This window comes from Streptomyces sp. NPDC016469, assembly GCF_040632905.1.
GTDB lineage: Bacteria > Actinomycetota > Actinomycetes > Streptomycetales > Streptomycetaceae > Streptomyces.
The window spans coordinates 18,839-42,799 of the sequence record NZ_JBEYCQ010000013.1; the positions used below are offsets into that span (position 1 = coordinate 18,839).

The window sequence follows — 23,961 nt, forward strand, 5'->3', positions numbered from 1 at the left end:
TCGTACCTGCATTCGAGACCCTAGCGGGGCGGCGAAGGGCGTGGGACGCGAATGCACAACTGAGGGCAGGTGTACAGGTGGAGGCGGGGCGCGTGGCTGATTCTTTTCCCCAGAAGGCCGTGTCACAACGGATTCTCCGGTCCGAGACGGTGCTGGTGCTGGCGCTCTCGCTGGGGGCGAGCGGCGTGTCCGCCCTCATCAGCTTTGTCGGATCGCTGACGAAACCGGGGGGTTTGAAGGACCAGGCGGCGACCCTCAACAGCTCGGCCGCCCCCGGCCGTCCTTGGCTGGATCTCGCCTGGCAGCTCTTCGGCATCGCGACCGCGCTGGTGCCCGTCGCGCTCGTGGCGCATCTGCTCATCCGGGAAGGGACCGGGCTGCGGGTGCTCGGCTTCGACCGCACCCGGCCCGGGCAGGACGTGGCACGGGGCGCGGCCGTCGCGGCGGGCATCGGCAGCGCCGGGCTGGCCTTCTACCTCGTGGCCAGGGCGGCCGGCTTCAATCTCACCGTCGTGCCCGAGTCACTGCCCGACGTGTGGTGGAAGTTCCCCGTGCTCATCCTGTCGGCCCTCCAGAACGCCGTACTGGAGGAGGTGATCGTCGTCGGATACCTGCTGCGCCGGCTGGGGCAGCTGGGCTGGACGCCGATGGCGGCACTGCTGGCGAGCTCGGTACTGCGCGGGTCGTACCACCTCTACCAGGGCATCGGCGGGTTCATCGGCAACATGGTGATGGGCGTCGTCTTCGTGCTGCTGTACCGGCGCTGGCAGCGGGTGGGCCCGCTCGTCGCGGCACACGCGCTGCTGGACATCGGCGCGTTCGTCGGTTACGCGCTGCTCGCCGGGAAAGTGGGCTGGCTGCCCACGCCGTGAGCCCCGGGGTCACGGGCCGACGAGGAGTTCGCCGTCCAGCACCGTGACCGCGCGGCCCGTGAGCAGGGTGCGCGCGCCGCGCAGCGAGGTGTGTACGAGGCCGGAGCGGGCCGAGACCTGAAGCCCGGTCAGCCGGTCGCGGCCGAGCCGGGCCGACCAGAACGGGGCCAGGGCGGTGTGCGCGCTGCCGGTCACCGGGTCCTCGTCGATACCCACGGCCGGGAAGAAGCCGCGCGAGACGTAGTCGTAGCCACGCATCGGCGTCGAGGCGGCCGTGGCGATGACGCCGCGCCGCGACAGGGCGGCCAGCGCCCCGAAGTCCGGAGCCAGGCCCCGTACGGCCGCCTCGTCCTTCAGCTCCACCAGCAGGTCCCCGACCTGCGCACCCGTGTCGTGCACGGACAGCGGCTCCGCGCCCAGGGCCTGCGCGAGGCCGTCCGGGGCGGGTTCGGGGGTCAGCGGGGCGGTCGGGAAATCGAGCGTGAGCGAACCGTCCGGGTGGGCGGACGCCGTCAGCGTGCCGCACCGGGCGGCGAAGCGGACCGTGCCCGTGGCGGTGCCCGTGGTGTGCAGGACATGGGCCGTGGCGAGGGTGGCGTGGCCGCACATGTCCACCTCGGCGACCGGGGTGAACCACCGCAGCGCCCAGTCCGCGTCGCCGCCCGGCGGCAGCGGATGGGCGAACGCGGTCTCGGAGAGGTTCAGCTCGGCGGCGACCCGCTGGAGGAAGCCGTCCTCGGGGAAGCCCTCGGGGCCGAACAGCAGGACGCCGGCGGGGTTGCCGGTGAAGGGGCGGTCGGTGAACGCGTCTACGGTGCGAATCCTCATGCGCCGACCGTAGGGCTCCGTCCCGGCCGGGAACCAAGGCCAATCGCGGACCGGTGGCCCCGAAACCGCGTCCGGCTTGACCTTGTCACGGTGACAAGCGCTTCACTCGGCCCCGAGGAGGTGGTCCCCATGACCACGGCGAACGAGGAACCGGCCGTCACACGCGCGCTGCGCGGGCTTGAGCACGGCGACGCGTCGGTGCGGTTGCGGACCGCGATGGCGGTCGGATCGGCGCCGGACCCGCGGCTGGTGGACCGGCTCGTGGAGCGGTGCGCGACCGAGCCCGATTTCTCCGTACGGGAGATGCTGACCTGGGCACTCACCCGGCACCCGCAGGACCTGACGGTCCCCCGGCTCGTCGGCGAGCTCCGCTCGGAGTGCCCGCAGGCGCGCAGCCAGGCCCTGCATACGCTGTCCAAGACCGGGGACCGGCGGGCCTGGCCGGCGATCACCCGGGCCCTGCTCACCGACACCGACGACGAGGTCGCCCGCGCCGCCTGGCGCACCGCGGTCGTCCTCGTGCCCGAGGACGAGGCGCCCGCGCTCGCGGCGGTGCTGGCCGGGCAGCTCGGGCGCGGCGGCCGCGAGACGCGGCTGAGCCTCAGCCGGGCGCTGATCGCACTCGGCCCGGCGGCCGCACCGGCGCTGGAGGCCGCCGCCGCGCACCCCGAGCCCCGGGTCCGTGAGCACGCGCTCGCCACCGAGGAGCTGCGGCGCGACCCGGACGCCGGGTTCGACCTCGCGGTCGAGGAAGCGAAGCGGAGGGTGGCCCTCGGGGCGTACGGTCAAGAGGGGTGAGGGACGGTGCTGATCGGTGAGGTGGCGCGGCGGTCCGGGGTCAGCGCGCGCATGCTCCGGCACTACGAGTCGCTGGGTCTCGTGCGGCCCACGGGGCGCAACGACGTCGGATACCGCGAATACTCCGGTGCGGACGTCCGGCGTATCTTCCACATCGAGAGCCTGCGGTCCCTCGGCCTCTCGCTGCGCGAGGTGGGGCGCGCCCTGGACGATCCCGGGTTCAGCCCGGCCGGTCTCGTGGACGACCTCGTCCGGCGGACCCGGGAACGGATCGCGAGCGAGACGGAGCTGCTGACCCGGCTCAGCCGGATCGGCGCCGCCGAACCCGGGGACTGGGAGGGGGTCCTGCGTACCGTCGCCCTCCTCCAGGCGCTGGGCTCCGCCAGCCCGGGCACCCGGCAGCGGGCGGCGCTGTCCTCGGCGGGCGAGGCGCCCGTGCCGGTGGCGGCCCTGGTCGAGGCGGTGCTGAGCGAACGGGACCCGAGCGTGGCCGGCGCGATGCGGTGGGCGCTGGCACGGGCGGGCGACGGCATCGCCCTGCTGGCCCAGGGCCTGGACTCGCCCGTCGCCGCGGTGCGCGCCCGCGCGGTGCGCGCGGTCGCGGGTATTCCGGGGGAGGCGGCGAGCGCGCTGCTGCGGGAGGCCCTCGGCCATCCCGATGTCGCGGTACGCCAGTACGCGGCGCCGGCGCTCGGTGTGCGCGGGGTGGCCGAGGCGGTCCCCACGCTCATCGGCATGATCGCGGAGGCGGTGCGGGACGTGGACGCGGCCGACGCCCTGGGCGTACTGGCCGCCGGTCCGGAGACGGCCGAGCGCATCGCCGCCGCGCTCATCGACCGCCTCGCCGACCCCGCCCTCGACGCGCCCGCCCGCCGCCGCCTCACCCAGGCCCTCGCGGACATCCCGGGCCCGACGGCGACGCGGGCGCTCGGGGAACTGGCGGAGGACGGGGACCGGGGGGTCGCGGTGACGGCGGTGTATCTGCTGGGGCTGCGCGGTGAGGGGTGAGTCCGGGCCGCGGGTGGCGGCCCCCGGAGGTCAGCGCCTGGCGGCGGCGAGGGCCGCTGTGTCCATGTAGTCGCGGACGTGGGTGATCAGGCCGTCGCGTACCCGGAGCACGAGCAGCCCGGGGACGGTGAAGGCGGCGCCGGCGGCCGGCAGCGTCCCCGCCACCACATGCTCGGCGATGATCACCTCCGGGTCGTCCGTCTCGTACGCGGACACCGTCCTGACCTCGTCGATCCGTACGGGGCTCGCGCCCCAGACCGCCCGGTAACCCGTGCGTACGGCCTCGCGGCCCTCGTAGCGCGGCGGGAAGCCCGGAGCGGTGAAGGGGAATTCGTGCAGCGCGTCGACCGCGTACAGATCCGCGAGGTCGTCCGCGGACTTGTCGAGCATCGCCCGGTGGTAGGCGGCCAGGGCCTCACGGGGGGTACGGGCACGGGTGGTTTCCGGGTGCGGCACGGCATGACTCCATTCGCTCAACGCTTGTTGAGCGTGACGGTAGGCCGGGAGAAGGGGTTCGGTCAACGGTTGTAGAGTCGCGGCGTGACCACGCCTCGGGAGACCCGCGCCGACCGCCGCCGCGCCACCGAGGCGCGCATCCTGGAAAGGGCCCGGGAGGAGTTCGCCGCCAAGGGGTTCGACCGGACCACCATCCGCGCGGTGGCGAGCGCGGCCGGTGTGGACCCGGCCCTGGTCATGCAGTACTTCGGTTCGAAGCGGGAACTGTTCGGCCGGGCCGTGCAGGCGTTTGCCCCGCCCCCGTCGGAGGCCGCCGGCGCGGACGCGTTCGCCGACCGGATGCTGGCCACGCTGGGCCTGAAGCTGGGCGGTCTGCCCGAGGGGGCGGTCGCGGTGATGCGGTCCATGCTCACCGATCCTGCGGCCGCCGAGCACGTACGCACCGCGCTCGGCGGTCAGATCGCGGACGCCGGTGCCGCCGTCCCGGCGTCCGACGACCGCGAACTCCGCGCCGCCCTGGCGGTCACCACCCTGCTTGGTGTGACCATCGGTCATCAGTTCCTCGGGCTTCCCGCCTTGCGCGAGGCGTCGCCCGACCGCATCGCCGCGCTGCTCCGGCCGGCGCTCAACGCGCTGGCCGAGCCCGCGCCGTGATCGCGGGGGCCGCCGGCCGGGTCCGCACGGTCCGCGTTCCGCTCCCGTAGCGCGGCGGCCGCCTCCAGCAGGGTCCAGCCGTCCCTCTCCACCCGCCGCCGGTCCCGGGGCTGCCATCCGCGGGCCGTCGCCGCGTCGAGCAGGGCGCGGACGACTCCGGGTTCGTGCAGGTTGAGGGCGGCTCCCCCGACGTAACCCACGTCTCCGGAGCCCAGGGGAGCGCCGCCCGGGACGTACCGGTCCGGGCCCTCGGTGAAGACGATGCGGAGGGATCCGCCCGAGCCGGGGTGCAGCGTGAGGATCTGGCGGCAGGACCCGCCGTCGTCGTGCCGGTGGCGCAGCGTCCACCGATACGTGTGCCCGTCGGCCACCAGCCGCCGGGCCTTCTTCGCTTTGCGGGGCATGGGGCGAGCGTACGGGCCGGTCGGTGCAGAAGGGCGGCCGTGAACGTCCGGCGGTGGTCCACCAGCCAGGTCCGTATGCGGTCCCAGCGTTCCCATCCACCGCGCTCGGCCGGCGCTTCGTCCTCTGCCGTCATGAGGATCACGCTATCGCCGGGCCGCCCCGCGCGGGCCGTTCAGGGCAGGGGTTGTCATGCGATCGGTTCCGATATATCGTTGAGACATCGCGACAGTACAGCGATAGGTGGAAGATCAACGTAAGTGAAGGAGTACGTCATGCGTTCACATGGATTCGAGCACGGGCATGCACACGGTCACGGGCGCGGCCCGCACGGCCCCGAGGGGCGCCCTGGCGGTTTCGAGGGGCATCGGGCGGCATTCGGGCCGTTCGGACCGCCGTTCGGTGGTGGGCCCTTCGGGGGCGGTCGGGGCCGGGGCGGCGGCCGGGGGAGGGCGCGGCGCGGTGATGTGCGCGCCTCGATCCTGGCGCTGCTCAAGGACCGGCCGATGCACGGGTACGAGATGATCCAGGAGATCGGCGAGCGCAGCGGCGGGGCCTGGCGGCCCAGCCCCGGCTCGGTGTACCCGACCCTTCAGCTGCTGGAGGACGAGGGGCTGATCACCAGCGCGAGCGAGGGCGGCAAGAAGCTGTTCACGCTCACCGACACCGGCCGCACCGAGGCCGAGACCGGGCCCGAGGCGCCCTGGGAAGAGGCCGGGCGCGGTGTCGACTGGGAGAGCATGAACGAGGTCAGGCAGGCCGGGTTCGGTCTGATGGAGGCGTTCGGCCAGGTCTGGAAGACCGGCTCGGCCGACCAGCGCGACAAGGCGGTCGCCGTCATCAACGAGGCCCGCAAGAAGCTGTACCTCATCCTCGCCGACGAGCACTGAGCCCCGCTGTGGGCCGGTGCGACGGAGCCCGGCGGCCCAGGCCGCCGGGCTCCTCGCTGTCTACGTGTCCGTCGCGAGGGGCCAGATCCGCGCCGCGTCGAAGCGGTCGGACGCGCGGGGGTGCGGTCCGTCGTCGTGGCAGTGGAACGCGCACCAGAACAGATCGGCGGGCAGGGCGTCGAGCGGCGCGTGGACCCGGTAGACGTACTCGCGCCCGTCGAGCGCCGGCAGGGACACCAGCCAGCTCACCCCGATCCCCTCCCGCCGCGCCGCGAACAACCGTTCCGTCCTGGGGACGTGCACGGGCGGGACGTCGGTTGCCCTGTCCCGCGGAGTGCCGCCCGAGTCAGGTGTCACCGGGGTGACGCTCCTGACCGCAGCTGTCATGATGTGCCGATGCACGCGTCTCAGGGGAGAAGCGCCGGCCTGGGACTCGCCCTCGCCTCGGCCTTCGCATTCGGCGGTTCCGGAGTGGCGGCCAAGCCGCTGATCGAGGCGGGGCTCGACCCGCTCCACGTGGTCTGGCTGCGGGTGGCGGGCGCCGCGCTCGTCATGCTGCCGGTGGCGTGGCGTCACCGGGCGCTGGTACGCAGCCGGCCCGTGCTCCTGCTCGGCTTCGGGCTGCTCGCCGTCGCGGGCGTGCAAGCCTGCTACTTCGCTGCCATCTCCCGTATCCCGGTGGGCGTCGCGCTGCTGGTGGAGTACCTGGCCCCGGCGCTCGTCCTCGGCTGGGTGCGCTTCGTGCAGCGGCGGCCCGTCACGCGGGCGGCGGCCCTGGGGGTCCTCCTCGCGGTCGGCGGACTCGCCTGCGTGGTCGAGGTGTGGGCCGGACTCGGCTTCGACGTGGTCGGGCTGCTCCTCGCCCTCGGCGCGGCCTGCTGCCAGGTCGGCTACTTCGTTCTCTCCGACCAGGGCGGCGGGGAGGCGTCCCCGGACGGGGCCGAACCCCCGCACCCGGTCGGCGTCATCGCGTACGGACTGCTCATCGGCGCCCTCGTGCTCACCGTGATCGCCCGCCCCTGGGGCATGGCCTGGTCGGTGCTCGGCGGTGACACGGTCATGGACGGCGCCGATGTGCCGGCCTGGCTGCTCCTCGTGTGGATCGTGCTGCTGGCCACCGTCATCGCGTACGTCACCGGGGTGATCTCCGTACGCCTGCTCTCACCGGCTGTCGCGGGCGTCGTCGCCTGCCTGGAAGCGGTCATCGCGACCGTGCTCGCCTGGGTCCTCCTCGGCGAGCACCTGGCCGCCCCGCAGCTGATCGGCGGCGCGCTGGTGCTGGCAGGCGCCCTCATCGCGCAGTCGGCCACGCCCCGGCCGCCCTCCGGTCCCGTCGCCTCGGGGGTGGGCGCGGAGGCGGCGGCCGGGGATCGGGCCGCCGCTCAGGACGCCGTGAGGTAGGCCGGGACCCCGATCGACGGGTCGAGGTCGTCCGCCGGGACCGGGGCGGCCCAGGCCGGGGCGACGGGGACGACACCGGCCCAGTACGGCAGGCCGACGTCCCGGGGGTCGTCGTTCGGCCCGCCCGTGCGGATCTTGGCGGAGACCTCCCGCAGGTCCAGCCGGACGACGGCGGTGGCGGCCAGCTCCTTGCCGTCGGCCGGGCGCGAGTCCTTCGAGCGCCCCGGGACGACCTGGTCCACGATGGCGTCCAGGGCCACGCGCCGCTCCTCCGGGCCGGTCACCGCGTACGCCGTGCCGTGCACGACCACCGAGCGGTAGTTGAGCGAGTGGTGGAAGGCCGAACGGGCCAGCACCAGGCCGTCCACGTGGGTCACCGTCAGGCACACGGGCAGACCCTCGTCGCTGCTCCCGGCCGTCCGCAGCGGCCGCGAGCCGGTCGAGCCGTGCACGTACAGCCGCTCGCCGACCCGGCCGAAGAGCGTCGGCAGCACGACCGGGGTGCCGTCGCGCACGAAGCCGAGGTGGCAGAGGTAGGCGCCGTCGAGTATGGAGTGGACCGTCTCCCGGTCGTACGCGGCGCGGTCCCGCGACCGGGAGGGGACGGTGCGGTCCGTCGGCTCGTAGCCGGATGCGGCGTCCGGGGACGCGGTCTGCTGGGAAGCGGTCTCCGGCATTGCGGACTCCATTGCACTAGTGCATACTGTCGTTTGTGCTAGGAGAGTATCGGATCAGTGGGCGGCGTGCACAGGAAATCGCCGCCAGCGTCGAGCGCGGGGTCGGTTCGGGCGAACTGCCCCCCGGGCACGTGCTGCCCCCCATGCGAGAGCTGGCGGCCCGGCTGCAGGTGAACCCGAACACCGTCGCGGCCGCCTACCGCACCCTGCGCGAGCGCGGGGTGATCGAGACCGCCGGGCGCCGGGGGAGCCGGATCAGGCCGCGCCCCGCGAGCACCGCGCGCGGTTCGGTGCGGGTCGAGGCGCCGCCTGGTGTGCGGGACCTGGGCGACGGCAGCCCCGATCCGGCGCTGCTGCCGCGCCTCGGCGAGGCGTTCGCGTCGGTTGCCGAGGCGTACGCGCGCGAGCCCGGGCTGTACGGGAAAGCCGCCGTGGACCCGGAGTTCGCGGCGCTCGCGCGCGCCGCGATGGACACCGACGGGGTGCCGGCCGGACCGGTGGCCGCCGCGTCCGGCTCGCTGGACGCCATCGAGCGGGTGCTCGTCGCCCACCTCAGGCCCGGCGACCGGGTGGCGGTCGAGGACCCCGGCTGGGGCGGACTCCTGGACCTGGTGCCCGCCCTGGGCATGCGGGCCGTGCCGATGGCGCTGGACGACGACGGGCCGTTGCCGGACGCGCTCGACGCGGCGCTCCGGGCGGGCGCGCGGGCCGTCGTGATCACGGACCGGGCGCAGAATCCGACCGGGGCCACGGTCTCCGAGGACCGGGCGGCGCGGCTGCGGGCCGTCCTCGCCCGGCACCCGGACGTCCTCCTCATCGAGGACGACCACGGTCACGCCATCGTGGACCAGCCGTTGCACCCGCTGGCCGGGTCCACGGACCGGTGGGCGCTCGTCCGTTCGGTGGCCAAGGCGTACGGGCCGGACCTGCGGGTCGCGGTGCTGACCGGGGACGCGGTCACGGTCGACCGCGTGGCCGGCCGCCAGCGGCTCGGGCCCGGCTGGGTCAGCCGGCTGCTGCAACGGACGGTGGTGCACCTGTGGAGCACCGGCGCCGTGGACTCGCGGGAGGTGGCCCGGTCCTACGCGCTGCGCCGGGACGCCCTCGTCCGGGCGCTGGCGGAGCGGGGCGTGGCGGCGCACGGCCGCAGCGGGATGAACGTGTGGGTGCCGGTGAGCGACGAGACGGGGGCGGTGGCCCGGCTGTTGCAGGCGGGCTGGGCGGTGGCGCCCGGGGCCCGGTTCCGCATCGCCGCGCCCCAGGCGGTCCGGATCACCGTCTCCCCGCTCACCGACGCCGACATCGCGCCGCTGGCCGACGCGGTGGCGCGGGCAGCGGGTCCGGCGAGGCCGCTGAGCTACGGGTGAGGTCGCGACCGCCTCAGGTGCGCCGTCGGCTCTGGGTGAGCGCGGCCCCGGCCAGGACGACGAGCGCGCCGACGGGGGTGTTCCAGCTCAGCTGCTCGCCGAGCACGGCCACGCCGGCCGCCGTGGCGATGACCGGGATGAAGTAGGTGACCATCTGCGCGGTGGTCGGCCCCACCTCGTTGACCAGGCCGTACTGGAGCGGCACCGCCAGCCCCGTGCCCAGCGCTCCGAGTGCGACGACCGCCAGCGTGGGCACGACGGGGAAGCCGCTGGGGACGGTGGTGAACAGCGGGGTCACGACCGCGAGTTGCACGGTGCCCAGGAAGAGCTGGCTGCCGGTGAGCGCGAGGGTCGACGCGCCGCTGCCGGCCAGCGTCCGGCGGACGTAGATCCAGCCGACCGGGTAGCTCAGCGAGGCCAGGAGTGCCATCGCCGTCCCGCTGAAGTCCAGTCCGGAGAAGCCCTGCCAGGCGCCGAGCACCGTCAGGACGCCGAGGAAGCCGAGGCCGAGACCGGCGACGCGGCGGCGGGTCGGCCGGTCCTCCGAGAGGGCGACGAGCGACAGCGCCATGCCCCACAGCGGCGAGGTCGCGTTGCAGATGCCCGCGAGCGTCGACGGGATGGACAGCTCGGCGTAGGCGAACAGGGAGAACGGCAGGGCGTTGAGGAAGAACGCCGCCACCGCCAGATGGCCCCAGGTCCGGGCGGAACGCGGCAGCCGCTCCCGCTTCACCGCCATGACCACCGCCAGGACGGCCGTGCCCGCCAGGAGCCGCCCCAGGGTCACCTGGAACGGGGCGTAGGCGTCGGTCCCCACCTTGATCAGGAGGAAGCTGAAGCCCCAGATCAGTGAGAGCGCCGCGAAACGGAGCCGCCAGTCCAGGGCCGGCCGCTGGGCGGGGCCGGAAGTGGGCGTGGGCGTGGGGGCGGTGGTGCCGCCCGCCGCTCCGGGGGGCGGCGCGGCCGGGGACGGGCACGGCTCGGGGGTGACTCTCGGGGTGGTCGGGGCGCTCATGGTGACTACGATCGCCGCCCTCATCTCGTAGCACAAGTGAGATTTTGTGCGTTGCTTCACGTAGCATCGCTTACATGTTGAACCTGGAGCGCCTGCGCACCCTCGACGCCCTGGCCAGGCTCGGCTCGGTCAGCGGCGCCGCCGAAGGGCTGCACGTCACGACGTCGGCCGTCTCGCAGCAGATGGCGAAGCTGGAGCGCGAGGTCGGCCAGCAGCTCCTCGCCAGGAACGGGCGCGGGGTGCGGCTCACCGACGCGGGCCGGCTGCTCGCCGACCACGCGGCCCGCATCCTCTCGCAGGTCGAGCTGGCGCAGTCCGACATCGAGGCCCAGCGCGGCGAGGTCGTGGGCGAGATCCGGCTCGGCGCGTTCCCCACGGCCGCCCGCGGCCTCTTCCCCTCGACCCTGCTCGCCCTGCGCGCCGGCCACCCCGAACTGCGGGTGCGCACCCTGGAACTGGAGCCGGAGGCCGGCATCCGGGCGGTGCTCAGGGGCGACATCGATCTCGCGGTGGTCCTGGACTGGAGCAACAAGCGGCTCCCGGTGCCCGGCGGACTGACCCGGGCGGAACTGCTGGACGACGCCCCGGACATCGCGATGCCGGCGAGCCACCCGCTCGCCGGCCGGTCCGAAGTGGACCTGGAGGAGTTCGCCGACGACGACTGGGTGTCCTGGCCCGAGGGCGAATTCTGTTACGACTGGCTGATGTTCACGCTCCGCTCCAAGGGCATCGAACCGCGCATCGCCCATCTCGCGGGCGAGCACCACACGCAACTCGCGCTGATCGCCGCCGGGATGGGGGTGTGCGTGGCGCCCCGGCTGGGCCGTGGGCCCGTGCCCGACGGGGTACGGCTGGTGCCGGTGCGCCAGCGGATGCGCCGCCATGTCCACGCGGTCTGGCGGACGGACGCGGACCGGCGGCCCTCGGTCCGCGCGGCGGTCGCGGCGCTGCGCGAGGCGGGGCGGGGACTGGACGACCCCATGGGGTGAAGGGGCGCGCCGTCAGACCCGCAGCGCCTCCCGCAGGAAGTCCCGCTCCAGCCGCAGCAGCCCGCTCGCCGTGCGGTCCCGGCCCACCAGGTGACCGGCCCCGGACAGCGGCAGCACCGTGTGCGGGCGGCCCGCGGCGAGCAGGGCGGAGGAGAGGCGCAGCGTGTGTGCCACGGTGACGTTGTCGTCGCCGAGCCCGTGCACCAGCATCAGCGGCCGGGTCAGCGACGCGGCCTCCTCCAGCAGCGAATTGCGGTCGTAGTTCTCCGGCAGCACGTCCGGGTGGCCCAGGAAGCGCTCCTCCCAGTGGGTGTCGTAGAGCCGCCGGTCCGCCGGGGCCGCGCCCGCCACCGCCGCGTGGAAGACCTCCGGGTGCCGGAGCACCGCCGCTGCCGCGAGGTACCCGCTGAACGACCAGCCGCGCATCGCCACCCGGGTCAGGTCCAGCTCGGTGCGGTCGGCGGCCACCGCGTGCAGGGCGTCGATCTGGTCCTCCAGCACGGCCGTCAGCCGGTCGCCGTGCACCGACTTCTCCCACGCCTCACCGCGCCCCGGCGTGCCCCGCCCGTCCGTCACGAGGACCGCGAACCCCTGCTCCGCGAACCACTGGGCCACCGCCGTCCACCACGTCCGCACCTTCAGCACGACCTGCATGCCGTGCCCGGCGTACGGGCTCAGCAGCACCGGCAGCGGGCCGTCGCCGGGCCGGTGCCAGGACGGCAGGTAGAGGCGGCTGCGCAGTTCGCGCGCGCCCAGGCCGAGGACCAGGGGGCGCGGGGTGACGAGCGGTACCTCGGCCAGGACGGCGATCCTCCCCGCCTCCGCGCCGTCCCGCAGCACGGTCACCGTATGGCCCTCCGGCGTCCGGCTGTCGAGAACCACCACCGGACCCCCGAAGGCGGCGGTGTGCACACCGGCCGCGCGGGACACCCGGGCCAGGCCCCCGGCCGTGTCGTACGACCAGACGTGGACCTCGGTGGGCTCGTCGCCGCCCGTGAAGTACACCCGTCCGTCCGCCGCGCCGAGCACCTCGCGCACCTCCAGGCCCGGGGGCGTCGGGGTGCCGCCGATGTCCAGGCCCTGGCTGTCGCCGCCGGGGCGCGAGGGCACGACGAGCGCGCCGGACGGCAGGCGCAGCGGAGTGCCCGGTCGCAGGGCCACCCAGGCGGGGTCGTGGGCGCGGTGCACGGTCCTGGCGGCGCCGGTCGCCTCGTCCACCGCCAGGACGTGCACGGAGCGCTGGTCCCGGCTCTGTACGGAGACCAGGGGGCCGTGGTCGTCCCAGCCCGCCGCCACCACGTACTCGAACGCCCGGTCCGTCCAGGCGGCTTCGGGGTGTCCGTCGCCCGCCGCGCCGGGGAGCCGTACGTCGGTGCGCTCGCCGGACAGCCGCACGAGGTGCAGCGAGACCTTCGCGTTGGCGGTCCCGGCGGCCGGGTACGCCATCTCGCGGGGCGGGCGCTCGGGGTGCGCGGGGTCGGTGAGATAGCGGCGCCGGACGCCCGCGGTGTCGGTGCGGGCGACCAGGAGGGCGTCGCCGCGCGGGGACCACCAGTAGCCGCGGGTACGGCCGATGGACTCCTGCGACACGTAGTCGGACAGGCCGTACGTGACGTGCTCGCCGTCCGGCCCGGCGAGTGCGCGGTCGCCGGTGCCGTCCGCCCGTACCGTACGCAGAGCGCCGCCGGAGACGTACGCGATCAGTGAGCCGTCCGGGGAGGGACGGGGGTCGACGGCGGGCCCGGCAGTCGGCAGGCGGCGGGGCGCGGAGCCGTCGGTGGCGACGGCCCAGAGCGTGCCCGCGAGGGCGAAGGCCGCCAGGCGCACCGAGGCGTCGGTGGCGTACGAGACCACCCCGGACGAGGTCTCGTGGGCGCGTTCCCGCCGGGCCCGTTCCTCCGGCGGGACCTCCCCGGGGGCGTCCTGCGCGAAGCCCGGTGCGAGCGGGTCGGCGAGCATCCGCTCCGTGCTGTTCCCGTACAGCCACAGCCGGCTCACCGGGTCGGTGCCCGACGTGCCCCGGACGAACAGGATCCGCTCGCCGTCCGGGGAGACGGTGAACTGCCGGGGCACGCCCAGCGAGAAGCGCCGGGTGCGGGCGAACTGGTCGGGGAAGGGGCCGGCCGCGCGGCTGTCGGAGGGGTGCGTCATCCCGACACCATGACAGGTGGCGCGGCCCGCGAGCCGTCCGGGGCTTCCCGGGCCCCGGACGGCCGCGATCAGTGCGTGGCCGTCGGGGCGGCCTTGGCCGCCGCCGCCGTCTCCTCCGCATGGCGCTCCATGCCGCTCTGGGTGCGCAGCGGCTTCTCCTTGATGAAGAGCACCGCGACGAGCGCCAGGAAGGCGAAGGGGGCGCCGATCAGGAAGACGTCGGCGGTGGCGACGCCGTACGCGTTCTCCACGATGACGCGCGCCGGCTCCGGGAGCTTGCTGAGCTCGGGGACACCGCCGCCGGTGCCGCCGCCGGCCGCCCCGCCGAAGCCCTTCTCCAGCTCCTCGGCCACCCGGTGGCCGAGGACCGCGCCCAGGGCGCTCGTACCGATGGCGCCGCCGAGACTGCGGAAGAACGACAGGACCGAGGTGGCCGCGCCGAGTTCGGAGGCGGGCACGTCGTTCTGCGCGGCCAGCACGAGGTTCTGCATCAGCATGCCGACGCCGACGCCGAGGATGACCATGTAGACGCTGAGCAGGCCGAACGAGGAGTCGGCACTGATCGTGGAGAGCAGCCCCATGCCCGCGGTCATGATGATGCCGCCCGCGATGAGGAAGCCCTTCCACTTGCCACGGGCGGAGATGATCTGCCCGGCCACGGTGGTCGAGATCATCAGGCCGAGGATCATCGGCAGGCTCATCAGGCCCGCGGTCGTCGGGGACTTGCCCAGCGAGATCTGGAAGTACTGCGAGAGGAACACCGTGCCGCCGAACATGGCGACACCGACCAGCAGACTCGCCACGGTCGTCAGCGCCACCGTGCGGTTGCGGAAGATGTCCAGCGGGATGATCGGTTCCGCCACCCGCGACTCGACCCACACCGCGGCGGCCAGCAGGACCACGCCGGCGGAGACGAGTGCGGCGGTCTGCCAGGACGCCCAGTCGAAGTTGTTGCCCGCGAGGGTCACCCACAGCAGCAGCGAGCTGACACCGCTCATGATGAGGACGGCACCGACGTAGTCGATCTTCACCTCGCGGCGGATCGTCGGCAGCTTCAGCGTCAGTTGGAGCAGCACGATCGCGAGCAGCGCGAACGGCACCCCGATGAAGAAGCACCAGCGCCAGCCCAGCCACGAGGTGTCCACGAGGACCCCGCCGATCAGCGGACCGGCGACCGTGCCCACGGCGAAGACGGCACCGAAGATGCCGGAGTAGCGGCCGAGTTCACGCGGCGGGATGATCGCCGCCATCACGACCTGGGCGAGGGCGGTGAGACCGCCCGCGCCGATGCCCTGGACGACACGGCTGACGATGAGCAGCCCGACGCTGTGCGAGAAGCCCGCGACGAGCGAGCCGACGACGAACATCGACAGCGAGAGCTGGATGAGCAGCTTCTTGTCGTACAGGTCGGAGAGCTTGCCCCAGATCGGCACGGTCGCCGTCATGGCGAGCAGTTCGGCCGTGACGACCCAGGTGTACGAGGACTGGGTGCCGTGCAGGTCGGCGATGATCCGGGGCAGGGCGTTGGAGACGACCGTGGAGGCCAGGATGGCCACGAACATGCCGGCCATCAGGCCCGACATGGCCTGGAGTATCTGGCGGCGCGTCATGCCTGACGCGGCCCCCTCGGTCGTACCGGCGGCGCCGGTTTCGGGTGTGACGGCAGCGGTCATCGGCTGACGTTCCTCATTCTCTGGTGACTGGCTCCGCGCCCAGTGGCGCGGCGCGGAGGGTGGTGCGCTGGGTGACGAGCGGGCCGGCCCGCTCAGTCCTTCAGACCGGCGGCCAGTGAGGCGAACGCCTCGCGGTACAGGCTCTGGAAGGTACGTGTACGGCCCGTGGCCACCCAGACCTCGACCGCGGCGCGCACCGCGGCCAGGGCCACATGCGCGAGGAGCCGGGGGTGGAGGTCGGTCTCGGGGTCCTGGCCGAGGCGTTCGGCGACGACGGCGACCATGGCGTTCTCGTCGGCGCCCCGGGCGGCCAGGAAGTTGGGGAGCAGGGCCGGGCTCTTCTTCAGTACCTCCAGCTGGAGCTCCCAGCGCTCGTGGTCCTCCTCGATGGAGGCGAGCTCCTGGGCGATGGCCTCGCTGAGGGCTTCGAGCGCGGTCAGGTGCTCGGGGGCGTTGAGTACGGCCCGGCGGGTCCGCTCGGCGTTCTCCTGGACGGGGCGCGTGATGGCGTCCTCCAGGCACGGGAAGTAGTTGAAGAACGTGCGCACGGAGACCCCGACGGCGTCCGTGACCGCTTCCACGGTCACGTGCTCGAAGCCGCGTTCGGCGGCCATGTGCAGGGCGGCGCCCGCCAGGGCGTCACGCGTGGCGCGCTTCTTGCGTTCACGCAGCCCCAGGGGCGGGTCGTCGCTCATGAAGATGCATGCTATGCAATTTTGCAGGCTGGGCAAAATTTCAAACGGGGGTGCTGTCGGGGGTGGGCACGTAAATCGGTGTCCGTGGGGTGGATCCCGGTGATAAGCAGTCCCGGTGACCCCACCTCATGACTTCACCGGTCTGCTGCGGCTCATCGACGAGCGGTCGGCGGCCTTCCGCGCCGCGATCGCCTCCGCACCCGGCTTCGACGCCCCCGTGCCGGGCTGCCCCGGCTGGAATCTGTTCGACCTCGCCCAGCACCTGGGCGGCGGTGACCGCTACTGGGCCGACATCGTCAAGGCCGGCCCCGCCGCCGCCCCGCCCGCCGAGGCCCTGGCCGCCCGCGCCGCCCTCGTCCCGCCGCGCGACCCGGACGCGCTCGTGGCCTGGCTCGCCGAGTCCACGGAACTGCTGCTCGACACGCTCCGGGACGCGGGTCCGGAGCGGGGCTGCTGGACCTGGTGGGGGCCGGCCCTGACGCCGCAGAGCGCCGGGGGAGTCGCCCGCCACCGGGTCCAGGAGAGCGCGGTGCACACCTACGACGCCCAGCGCGCCCTGGGCGTACCGGAGCCGCTGCCCGAGGAGGTGGGGCTCGACGGTGTCGAGGAGTTCCTGTTCACCTGTGTCGCGACGCCGAGCGCCTGGCCGCACACGCCGACCGCCTTCGACTTCCACGCCTCGGAGGGCCACTCCTGGCGCCTCGTGGTCGACGCCGACGGCGCCCGCCCCGCCCGCATCCCCGCACCCACGGCCGAGGGCGCCGGTACCGCCGGGGTGGCCGCCCGGGGCCCGGCCGGTGATCTGGTCCTCTACCTGTACAACCGCATTCCCGCGGAGGCCCTGCGGATCGAGGGGGACGGGAAGCTGTTCGACCTGCTCAGGGACTGGGAGCCGGAGGGGTAGAAGACCGGGCCGATCCGAACGAACGGCTCTCGCCCGGCCGGCGCGCCGCTCAGCCGCGCCGGCCGGGGAGGGTCGGGAGGAACTTCTCCACGACGCCGAGGATGACGTCGTCGCCGGGAAGGACGGCCCCGGTCGCGCTCCACATGGTGAAGTCGAAGGAGCCGCCCGGGTCCTTGCGGTCGAGGGCCACGGTCAGGGTCCTCGCCAGGGGGCCTTCCGTGGCAGTGCTGCTGGATCCCTCGCCCCCGATGCGGAACTGCATGAGGTGGTCGGAGGTGAAGACCGCGGGCCGGCCGAGGACCTTCTCCGCCCTGTGGTCCAGCGTCTGGGGCGCCAGCACCTTCGCGTACTGGGCGGCCGTCAGATGGTTGTACGTGGCCGAGAACTCCACGGTGTACGTGTCGAACTGGACCCGGGCCTCCGATTCGGCGACCTTGTCGGCGGTCAGGGCCGCGGTGCCGCTGTTTCCGTACGCCACCAGCGGCGTTTCACCTGGGGTGCCGAGGAGGTCCGCCAGGTCGGAGCGGTTGAGCGCCTTGCACAGGTCGTTGCCGGTGACCGCCCCCGGCGTCAGGGCGTACGCCTTCGGCAGCTTCTTCCCGGCATCGTGGTCCGAGCAGGTGGCGGGCTTCCGGGCGGTGGCGGTGGCGTCCTCCGTGACGAGGGGAGCCAGCCACACCGCGCCCACGAGCGCCCCGACCAGGGCCAGGGCCACGAAGGCCTGGGCCGCGGCGTTGGGCTCCTTCTTCTGCGGCGCCGCCGGACCGTCGACAGGGCGCGGCTGCACCTGCGGCGCCGGGGCGCCGGCCGCCTCCCTGCGGGCGCGCCAGGCGTGGCGCACCGTACGGATGCGGAACGCGGTGACGGCGAGGAGGGCCACGCCGAGACCGGCCATGATCCACCGGGATTCGGATTCGGTGACGGCGTTGAACACCATGCCTACGCCGAAGAGGGAGCCGCCCAGGATGAGCAGGGGTTCGCGTACCCAGAAGGGCAGAACGCGGATTATGAGACCGAGCATCCGGTGATCTCAGCAGAGCGTGATCATCTGCGCAATGGACTTCCGGGAATGGTGGGTGCCGCCGGACCGGCGGCACCCACCATTCCCCGCGGGTCAGGCGCCCGCCCTCCGCTTGTTCCACACGTCGAAGCCGACCGCCGCGAGCAGCACCAGGCCCTTGATGACCTGCTGCCAGTCGGTGCCGACCCCGACCAGGTTCATCCCGTTGTTGAGCACACCGAGGACCAGGCCGCCGATGATGGCCCCCAGCACGGTGCCCACACCACCGCTCATCGACGCCCCGCCGATGAACGCGGCGGCGATGGCCTCCAGTTCGAAGTTCACCCCCGCCTTCGGCGAGGCCGCGTTGAAGCGGGCCGCGAAGACCAGGCCGGCCAGCGCCGCGAGCATCCCCATGTTGAGGAAGACCGCGAAGGTCACCTTCCGGTCCTTGACCCCGGACAGCTTCGCGGCGGGCAGGTTGCCGCCGATCGCGTACACATGACGCCCGATCACCGCGTTCCGCATGACGTAACCGAAGCCGACCAGCAGCACGGCCAGGATCAGCAGCACCACCGGCGCGCCCTTGTAGCTCGCCAGCAGCAGGGTCGTGACCAGCACGGCGGCGACCAGCGCCGTCACCTTCAGCGCGAACAGTCCCGTCGGCAGGGTCTCCAGCGTGAACTCGCGCTGCCGCCGGCGGTCCCGCAGCTCCTGGAGCACCACGTACGCCGCCAGCCCCAGGCCCAGCAGCAGCGTGATGTTGTGGTAGTTCGTCTCCAGCCCCGCCTCGGGCAGGAAGCCGTTGGCGACCCGCTGCATGCCCTCCGGGAACGGGCCGAGCGTCTGCCCCTTGAGGAAGATCTCCGTCAGCCCCCGGAACAGCAGCATCCCCGCGAGCGTCACGATGAACGACGGAATGCCGACGTACGCGATGAAGAAGCCCTGGAGCGCCCCCGCGACGGCCCCGAGCAGCAGGGTGAGGACCACGGCGACCGGCCAGGCCAGATGGTGCTCGACCATGAGCACCGCGCCGACGCCCCCGACCAGCGCCATCAGGGAGCCCACCGACAGGTCGATGTGCCCGGCGATGATGACGATCATCATGCCGATGGCCAGGATCAGGATGTAGCTGTTCTGGAGCACCAGGTTGGAGACGTTGCGCGGAAGCAGCAGGTCGCCCCCCGTCCAGACCTGGAACAGGAGCACGATCAGACCGAGCGCGAAGAGCATGCCGTACTGGCGCATGTTCCGCCGTACGCCGTCCAGGAGAACCCGGAGGACCGGGGTTCCCGTCTGCGGTGACCCGCCCCGGCCCGGGGGCGGGGCGGCCTTCGTGTGCTTGCTGACGTCGGTGCTCATGCCTGCTGTCCTTCGGTGGGGGTGGTGCCCGCGGTGGCCACCGGTGGTACGGGGGTGTCCTGGGTCATGTGCCGCATCAGCACTTCCTGGGTGGCGTCCTCACGGGCGACCTCGCCGGTCAGCCGGCCGGCGGCCATGGTGTACACGCGGTCGCACATGCCGAGCAGTTCGGGCAGCTCGGAGGAGATGAAGAGGATCGCCTTGCCCTCGGCGGCGAGCCGGTCGATCACGGTGTAGATCTCGAACTTGGCGCCCACGTCCACGCCGCGCGTGGGCTCGTCCAGGATGAGGACGTCCGGACCGGTGAGGATCCACTTGCTGAGGACGACCTTCTGCTGGTTGCCGCCGGAGAGCCGGCCGACCGGTTCGAGGACGTTCGGCGTCTTGATGTTCATGGTCCGCCGGTACCGCTCGGCCACCTTGCGTTCCTCGTGGCCGTCCACGACACCCCGCCGGGCCAGGGAGCCGAGCGAGGCGAGCGAGATGTTGCGGCCCACCGAGTCCCCGAGGTCGAGGCCGTAGTGCTTGCGGTCCTCGGTGACGTACGCGATGCCGTGGGCGACCGCGTCGGGGACCGTACGGGTACGCACCTCGCGCCCGTCCCTGAGGACGGAGCCGCGCTCGTAGTGCCCGTAGGAGCGCCCGAAGACGCTCATCGCGAGTTCGGTCCGGCCGGCGCCCATGAGACCGGCGATGCCCACGATCTCGCCGCGCCGGACCTGGAGCGAGACCCCGTCGACCACCTTGCGGCCCCGGTCGAGCGGGTGGCGCACCGTCCAGTCCCTGACCTCCAGGGCGGGCCGGGCGTCGGTCTCGCCGGTGTACGGGGTGCGGTCGGGGAAGCGGCTGTCGAGGTCCCGGCCCACCATGCCGCGGATGATGCGTTCCTCGGTGGTGGCCGGGTCGCTGACGTCCAGGGTCTCGATGGACCGCCCGTCGCGCAGGATGGTGACGGAGTCGGCGATCCTGGCGATCTCGTTCAGCTTGTGCGAGATGATGATCGAGGTGATGCCCTGGTCCTTCAGCTCCCGCATCAGCCGCAGCAGCTTGGCGCTGTCCTCGTCGTTGAGCGCGGCGGTGGGCTCGTCCAGGATCAGCAGCCGGACGTCCTTCGCCAGCGCCTTCGCGATCTCCACCAACTGCTGCTTGCCGACACCGATGTCGGCGACCCGGGTCTCCGGATGGTCGTCCAGACCGACCCGCTTGAGCAGCGCGGACGCGCGGCGCAGGGACTCGCGCCAGTCGATGATCCCGCGCCGGGCCGGTTCGTTGCCCAGGAAGACGTTCTCGGCGATCGACAGATGGGGGACGAGCGCGAGTTCCTGGTGGATGATGACGATTCCGCGCTGCTCGCTGGCCCGGATGTCCTTGAAGTGGCACGGTTCGCCGTCGAAGAGGATCTCGCCCTCGTACGAGCCGTGCGGGTGGACGCCGGAGAGCACCTTCATGAGCGTCGACTTGCCGGCACCGTTCTCCCCGCACAGGGCGTGCACTTCGCCGCGCCGCACGGACAGGGTCACCTCGGAGAGCGCCCTGACACCGGGGAACGTCTTGACGATGGACCGCATGTCGAGGATGGGGCCGGGCGCGGCGGGGGATTCGGGTGCGGCGGGGCTCACCCGAGCTCCTTGGCGTCGATGTAGCCGGAGTCGACCAGGACCTTCCGGTAGTTCGTCCTGTCGACGCTGACCGGGTCGAGCAGGAAGGCGGGCACGACCTTCTTGCCGTTGTCGTACGTGGACTCGTCGTTGACCTCGGGCTTCTTGCCGCCGAGGACCGCGGTCACCATGTCCGCCGCGACCTGGGCCAGGGCGCGGGTGTCCTTGTAGACGGTCTGGGTCTGCTGTCCGGCGATGATCGACTTCACGGAGGCGACCTCCGCGTCCTGACCGGTGACGACCGGGAGCGGCTTGGCCTTGCTCCCGTAGTCGTCGGACTTCAGGGCGGACAGGATGCCGATGGAGATGCCGTCGTACGGGGAGAGCACCGCGTCGACGTGCGCGCTGGAGTACGAGGAGGTCAGCAGGTCGTCCATGCGCTTCTGCGCGGTCCCGCCGTCCCAGCGCAGCGTGGTGACCTGGTTGAGCCGGGTCTGCTTGGAGCGCACGACCAGCTGCTTCTTGTCGAAGTAGGGCTTCAGCACCTTCATGGCGCCGTTGAAGAAGTACTTGGTGTTGTTGTCGTCGTTGGACCCGGCGAACAGCTCGATGTTGAACGGGCCCTTCTTCGCACCGCTCTTCAGCCCGAGCTTGTCGACGATGTACGTGGCCTGGAGCTCGCCGACCTTCTCGTTGTCGAAGGAGGCGTAGTAGTCGACGTGCGGGGAGCCCAGGATGAGCCGGTCGTACGAGATCACGGGGATGTCGGCGTCCGCGGCCTGCTGGAGGACGTTGGACAGGGCCTCGCCGTTGATGGCGGCCACGACGAGCGCGTCCACGCCCTGCGTGATCATGTTCTCGATCTGGGCGACCTGCTGGTCGGGGTCGTCCTCCCCGTACTGGAGGGTGGTGGCGAACCCGGCCTTCTTCAGGCTCGCGGTCATGTTCTTGCCGTCGGCGATCCACCGCTCGGAGGACTTGGTCGGCATGGCGATGCCGATGGTGACGTCCTTCTTGTCCTTCTTCTCCTGGCTGCCTCCCTCGCTGTCCTGTCCGCAGGCGGTGAGGAGCAGGGCGCAGCCGGTGGTCACCGCCACGAGGGCGGACGCGGCTCGGAAGTTCTTCATGGGCATGACCTGACAATCCCGTCGTCGCGGCGGCCTGAGTGAAGCTCGATTGTTAGCGCTCGCATCAATGGGGTGCAAGGGGACTCCGGGTCTTTTCTTGCGTCGAGGTGCGGCCGTAACCGGAGGAAAGGGAGGTAATCGTGGCGCATCCCGCACGTTCGACGTGCGAGTCGCCCTACGCGCGGAGGTGGGTGTCGCCGCCGGGCCGGCCGGGAACGACAAAAGTGCACGCAGCCCTTGCCCCCATTGGTTGTGAGCGCTAACAATCATCGGGGGCCCACTGCTGCCCCTCCACCCCTGACGAGAGAGACCGCATCGTGACGCCACACGCCAGTTCCGACCCCGTCGAACGTCACCATCCCGACGCCTGCACGGTCGGGGTGGACTTCGGCACCCTTTCCGGGCGCGCCGTGGTGGTCAGGGTCCGCGACGGCGCCGAACTCGGCTCGGCGGTCCACGACTACCGCCACGCCGTCATCGAGGACCGCCTCCCGCTCACCGGCGTACCGCTGCCCCCCGACTGGGCGTTGCAGCACCCCGAGGACTGGCGCGACGTGCTCCGTACCGCCGTCCCTGCGGCGGTCGAGGCGGCCGGGGCCGACCCGGCCCGCGTCATCGGCATCGCCACCGACTTCACCGCCTGCACGGTCCTGCCGGCCACCGCGGAGGGCGTCCCGCTCGCCCTGCTGCCCGAGTGGGCCGACCGGCCGCACGCCTGGCCGAAGCTGTGGAAGCACCACGCCGCCCAGGAGCAGGCCGACCGCATCAACGCCCTCGCGCACGACCGGGGCGAGAAGTGGATCAGCCGGTACGGGGGCAGGATCTCCTCCGAGTGGCAGTTCGCCAAGGCCCTCCAGGTGCTGGAGGAGGACCCCGGGGTCTACGCCGCCTGCGCCCGCTGGATCGAGGCGGCCGACTGGATCGTCTGGCAGCTCACCGGCACCGAGTCGCGCAACACCTGCACCGCCGGCTACAAGGGCATCCACCAGGACGGGGCCTACCCCACGCCCGACTTCCTCGCCCTCCTCCACCCGGACTTCGCGGACTTCCCCGCCACCCGTCTGGAGCACCCGCTGTCGGCGCTGGGTTCGCGCGCCGGCGGTCTGAGCGGCCGCGCCGCCGCCTGGACCGGCCTGCCCGAGGGCATCGCCGTGGCCGCGGGCAACGTCGACGCGCATGTGGCGGCCCCCGCCGCCGGAGCCGTCGAGAACGGGCGGCTGCTCGCCATCATGGGCACCTCCACCTGCCACGTACTCAACGGCGCCACCCTCGCCGACGTCCCGGGCATCTGCGGGGTGGTCGAGGGCGGCATCGTGGACGGCGCCTACGGTTACGAGGCAGGGCAGAGCGCGGTGGGCGACATCTTCGCCTGGTGGCTCCGGCAGGGCGTCCCGGACGACTACCGCACCGAGGCCAGGGACGCGGGCGAGGACCTGCACCAGCTCCTGACCCGCAAGGCCGCCGGGCAGCCGGTCGGGGCGCACGGCCTGGTCGCCCTGGACTGGATGAACGGCAACCGGTCCACCCTGGTCGACCACCACCTCTCCGGAGTCGTCGCGGGGCTCACCCTCGACACCCGCCCCGAGGACGTCTACCTCGCCCTGCTCGAATCCACCGCCTACGGCACCCGGGTGATCGTTGAGGCGTTCGAGGCGGGGGGGATTCCCGTCGAGGAGTTCATCGTCACCGGCGGCCTCAAGAAGAACGCCCTCCTCATGCAGATCTACGCCGACGTCCTGCGCCGCCCCGTCTCCCTCGGCACCTCCGAGCAGGGCCCCGCCCTCGGCTCCGCCATCCACGCCGCCGTCGCCGCGGGCGCCCACCCGGACGTCCGGACCGCCGCCGCCGCGATGGGGAGCGTCCAGCGGCACGCGTACACCCCCGACCCCGGCCGGGCGGACGCCTACGACGCGCTGTTCCGCGAATACCGCGCCCTGCACGACCACTTCGGCACCGGCGCCGACCTCCTCCTGCACCGCCTCCGCAGGATCCGCAACGCCGCGCGCACCGCCACCGCCGGCTGACCGGCACATCCTCCACCGGGACCGCCAGACCCGGACCTCACTTCCCCGCACAACCGAGGAGCACACCCGA

The 23,961-nt window shown here is 72.9% G+C and carries 22 protein-coding genes and 2 pseudogenes; 10 read left to right on the forward strand and 14 right to left on the reverse strand.

What is annotated here, in order from left to right:
• Window positions 1-92 precede the first annotated feature (92 nt).
• On the forward strand, window positions 93-872 hold the full coding sequence (locus tag ABZ565_RS16760; RefSeq protein WP_361026527.1) for a CPBP family intramembrane glutamic endopeptidase: 780 nt from the start codon (window positions 93-95) through the stop codon (window positions 870-872).
• 9 nt (window positions 873-881) lie between these two features.
• On the opposite strand, the gene ABZ565_RS16765 is transcribed toward ABZ565_RS16760, so the two are convergent.
• Window positions 882-1,700: a PhzF family phenazine biosynthesis protein gene (locus tag ABZ565_RS16765; protein WP_361026530.1), complete on the reverse strand. Its 819-nt coding sequence runs from the start codon at window positions 1,698-1,700 to the stop codon at window positions 882-884.
• A 129-nt stretch (window positions 1,701-1,829) separates the two neighbouring features.
• On the opposite strand from ABZ565_RS16765, the gene ABZ565_RS16770 reads away from it, so the two are divergent.
• Both ABZ565_RS16770 and ABZ565_RS16775 read left to right on the forward strand, forming a co-directional pair.
• Entirely contained in the window at window positions 1,830-2,498 is a 669-nt protein-coding gene (locus tag ABZ565_RS16770; protein WP_361026533.1) for a HEAT repeat domain-containing protein, read from the forward strand.
• A 6-nt stretch (window positions 2,499-2,504) separates the two neighbouring features.
• Window positions 2,505-3,506 (forward strand): HEAT repeat domain-containing protein, encoded by a 1,002-nt coding sequence (locus ABZ565_RS16775; RefSeq protein WP_361026536.1) that lies wholly within the window; start codon window positions 2,505-2,507, stop codon window positions 3,504-3,506.
• A gap of 30 nt (window positions 3,507-3,536) precedes the next feature.
• Here ABZ565_RS16775 and ABZ565_RS16780 read toward each other — a convergent pair whose 3' ends face one another.
• Window positions 3,537-3,962, reverse strand: a complete 426-nt coding sequence (locus ABZ565_RS16780) for a nuclear transport factor 2 family protein (RefSeq protein WP_361026539.1) — start codon at window positions 3,960-3,962, stop codon at window positions 3,537-3,539.
• A gap of 84 nt (window positions 3,963-4,046) precedes the next feature.
• Between ABZ565_RS16780 and ABZ565_RS16785 the strand changes: the two genes are divergently transcribed.
• Window positions 4,047-4,616 (forward strand): TetR family transcriptional regulator, encoded by a 570-nt coding sequence (locus ABZ565_RS16785; protein ID WP_361026542.1) that lies wholly within the window; start codon window positions 4,047-4,049, stop codon window positions 4,614-4,616.
• A gap of 44 nt (window positions 4,617-4,660) precedes the next feature.
• On the opposite strand, the pseudogene ABZ565_RS16790 reads toward ABZ565_RS16785, so the two are convergent.
• Together ABZ565_RS16790 and ABZ565_RS16795 are read right to left on the reverse strand one after the other, a co-directional pair.
• A pseudogene (locus ABZ565_RS16790) lies at window positions 4,661-5,020 on the reverse strand (hypothetical protein); the annotation flags it as partial.
• A 26-nt stretch (window positions 5,021-5,046) separates the two neighbouring features.
• A pseudogene (locus ABZ565_RS16795) lies at window positions 5,047-5,139 on the reverse strand (aminoglycoside phosphotransferase family protein); the annotation flags it as partial.
• 154 nt (window positions 5,140-5,293) lie between these two features.
• Between ABZ565_RS16795 and ABZ565_RS16800 the strand changes: the two are divergent.
• Window positions 5,294-5,908, forward strand: coding sequence for a PadR family transcriptional regulator (locus ABZ565_RS16800; RefSeq protein ID WP_361026545.1), 615 nt, complete (start codon window positions 5,294-5,296; stop codon window positions 5,906-5,908).
• 60 nt (window positions 5,909-5,968) lie between these two features.
• On the opposite strand, the gene ABZ565_RS16805 is transcribed toward ABZ565_RS16800, so the two are convergent.
• Complete coding sequence (locus ABZ565_RS16805) at window positions 5,969-6,157, reverse strand: hypothetical protein (RefSeq protein ID WP_361026548.1); 189 nt, start codon at window positions 6,155-6,157, stop codon at window positions 5,969-5,971.
• 147 nt (window positions 6,158-6,304) lie between these two features.
• Here ABZ565_RS16805 and ABZ565_RS16810 point away from each other — a divergent pair, with 147 nt between their 5' ends.
• Entirely contained in the window at window positions 6,305-7,309 is a 1,005-nt protein-coding gene (locus tag ABZ565_RS16810; protein WP_361026551.1) for an EamA family transporter, read from the forward strand.
• On the opposite strand, the gene ABZ565_RS16815 is transcribed toward ABZ565_RS16810, so the two are convergent.
• A complete protein-coding gene (locus ABZ565_RS16815; protein ID WP_361026554.1) occupies window positions 7,291-7,986 on the reverse strand; it encodes a pyridoxamine 5'-phosphate oxidase family protein in 696 nt (231 codons plus the stop codon). The genes ABZ565_RS16810 and ABZ565_RS16815 overlap by 19 nt on opposite strands.
• Window positions 7,987-8,021: 35 nt before the next feature.
• Here ABZ565_RS16815 and ABZ565_RS16820 point away from each other — a divergent pair, with 35 nt between their 5' ends.
• Window positions 8,022-9,353 (forward strand): aminotransferase class I/II-fold pyridoxal phosphate-dependent enzyme, encoded by a 1,332-nt coding sequence (locus ABZ565_RS16820; protein WP_361026557.1) that lies wholly within the window; start codon window positions 8,022-8,024, stop codon window positions 9,351-9,353.
• A gap of 13 nt (window positions 9,354-9,366) precedes the next feature.
• On the opposite strand, the gene ABZ565_RS16825 is transcribed toward ABZ565_RS16820, so the two are convergent.
• On the reverse strand, window positions 9,367-10,404 hold the full coding sequence (locus tag ABZ565_RS16825) for a DMT family transporter (RefSeq protein WP_361026560.1): 1,038 nt from the start codon (window positions 10,402-10,404) through the stop codon (window positions 9,367-9,369).
• Between the two features lie 38 nt (window positions 10,405-10,442).
• On the opposite strand from ABZ565_RS16825, the gene ABZ565_RS16830 reads away from it, so the two are divergent.
• Entirely contained in the window at window positions 10,443-11,357 is a 915-nt protein-coding gene (locus tag ABZ565_RS16830; RefSeq protein WP_361026563.1) for a LysR family transcriptional regulator, read from the forward strand.
• A gap of 12 nt (window positions 11,358-11,369) precedes the next feature.
• Here the strand turns inward: ABZ565_RS16830 and ABZ565_RS16835 are convergent, their stop codons facing one another.
• The 3 genes from ABZ565_RS16835 to ABZ565_RS16845 form a co-directional block, all read right to left on the reverse strand.
• Window positions 11,370-13,508 (reverse strand): prolyl oligopeptidase family serine peptidase, encoded by a 2,139-nt coding sequence (locus ABZ565_RS16835; protein WP_361026566.1) that lies wholly within the window; start codon window positions 13,506-13,508, stop codon window positions 11,370-11,372.
• Window positions 13,509-13,576: 68 nt separating this feature from the next.
• On the reverse strand, window positions 13,577-15,181 hold the full coding sequence (locus ABZ565_RS16840; RefSeq protein ID WP_361026569.1) for an MDR family MFS transporter: 1,605 nt from the start codon (window positions 15,179-15,181) through the stop codon (window positions 13,577-13,579).
• Window positions 15,182-15,273: 92 nt separating this feature from the next.
• On the reverse strand, window positions 15,274-15,876 hold the full coding sequence (locus tag ABZ565_RS16845) for a TetR family transcriptional regulator (protein ID WP_361026572.1): 603 nt from the start codon (window positions 15,874-15,876) through the stop codon (window positions 15,274-15,276).
• Window positions 15,877-15,991: 115 nt separating this feature from the next.
• Here ABZ565_RS16845 and ABZ565_RS16850 point away from each other — a divergent pair, with 115 nt between their 5' ends.
• A complete protein-coding gene (locus ABZ565_RS16850) occupies window positions 15,992-16,780 on the forward strand; it encodes a maleylpyruvate isomerase family mycothiol-dependent enzyme (protein WP_361026575.1) in 789 nt (262 codons plus the stop codon).
• A 49-nt stretch (window positions 16,781-16,829) separates the two neighbouring features.
• On the opposite strand, the gene ABZ565_RS16855 is transcribed toward ABZ565_RS16850, so the two are convergent.
• From ABZ565_RS16855 to chvE, 4 genes are all read right to left on the reverse strand, one after another.
• The gene (locus ABZ565_RS16855) at window positions 16,830-17,801 is read right to left on the reverse strand and encodes a DUF6215 domain-containing protein (RefSeq protein WP_361026578.1); all 972 of its coding nucleotides are present in this window, start codon (window positions 17,799-17,801) and stop codon (window positions 16,830-16,832) included.
• Window positions 17,802-17,894: 93 nt separating this feature from the next.
• The gene (gene mmsB, locus ABZ565_RS16860; RefSeq protein ID WP_361026581.1) at window positions 17,895-19,142 is read right to left on the reverse strand and encodes a multiple monosaccharide ABC transporter permease; all 1,248 of its coding nucleotides are present in this window, start codon (window positions 19,140-19,142) and stop codon (window positions 17,895-17,897) included.
• A complete protein-coding gene (gene mmsA, locus ABZ565_RS16865) occupies window positions 19,139-20,710 on the reverse strand; it encodes a multiple monosaccharide ABC transporter ATP-binding protein (RefSeq protein WP_361026975.1) in 1,572 nt (523 codons plus the stop codon). Before mmsA ends, mmsB begins: the two co-directional genes overlap by 4 nt.
• Before the next feature lie 47 nt (window positions 20,711-20,757).
• A complete protein-coding gene (chvE, locus tag ABZ565_RS16870) occupies window positions 20,758-21,867 on the reverse strand; it encodes a multiple monosaccharide ABC transporter substrate-binding protein (RefSeq protein WP_361026584.1) in 1,110 nt (369 codons plus the stop codon).
• Window positions 21,868-22,184: 317 nt separating this feature from the next.
• Between chvE and araB the strand changes: the two genes are divergently transcribed.
• Window positions 22,185-23,891 carry a ribulokinase gene (gene araB, locus ABZ565_RS16875; RefSeq protein ID WP_361026587.1) on the forward strand — a complete coding sequence of 569 codons (1,707 nt, stop codon included), beginning with the start codon at window positions 22,185-22,187 and terminating at the stop codon, window positions 23,889-23,891.
• Window positions 23,892-23,961 lie beyond the last annotated feature (70 nt).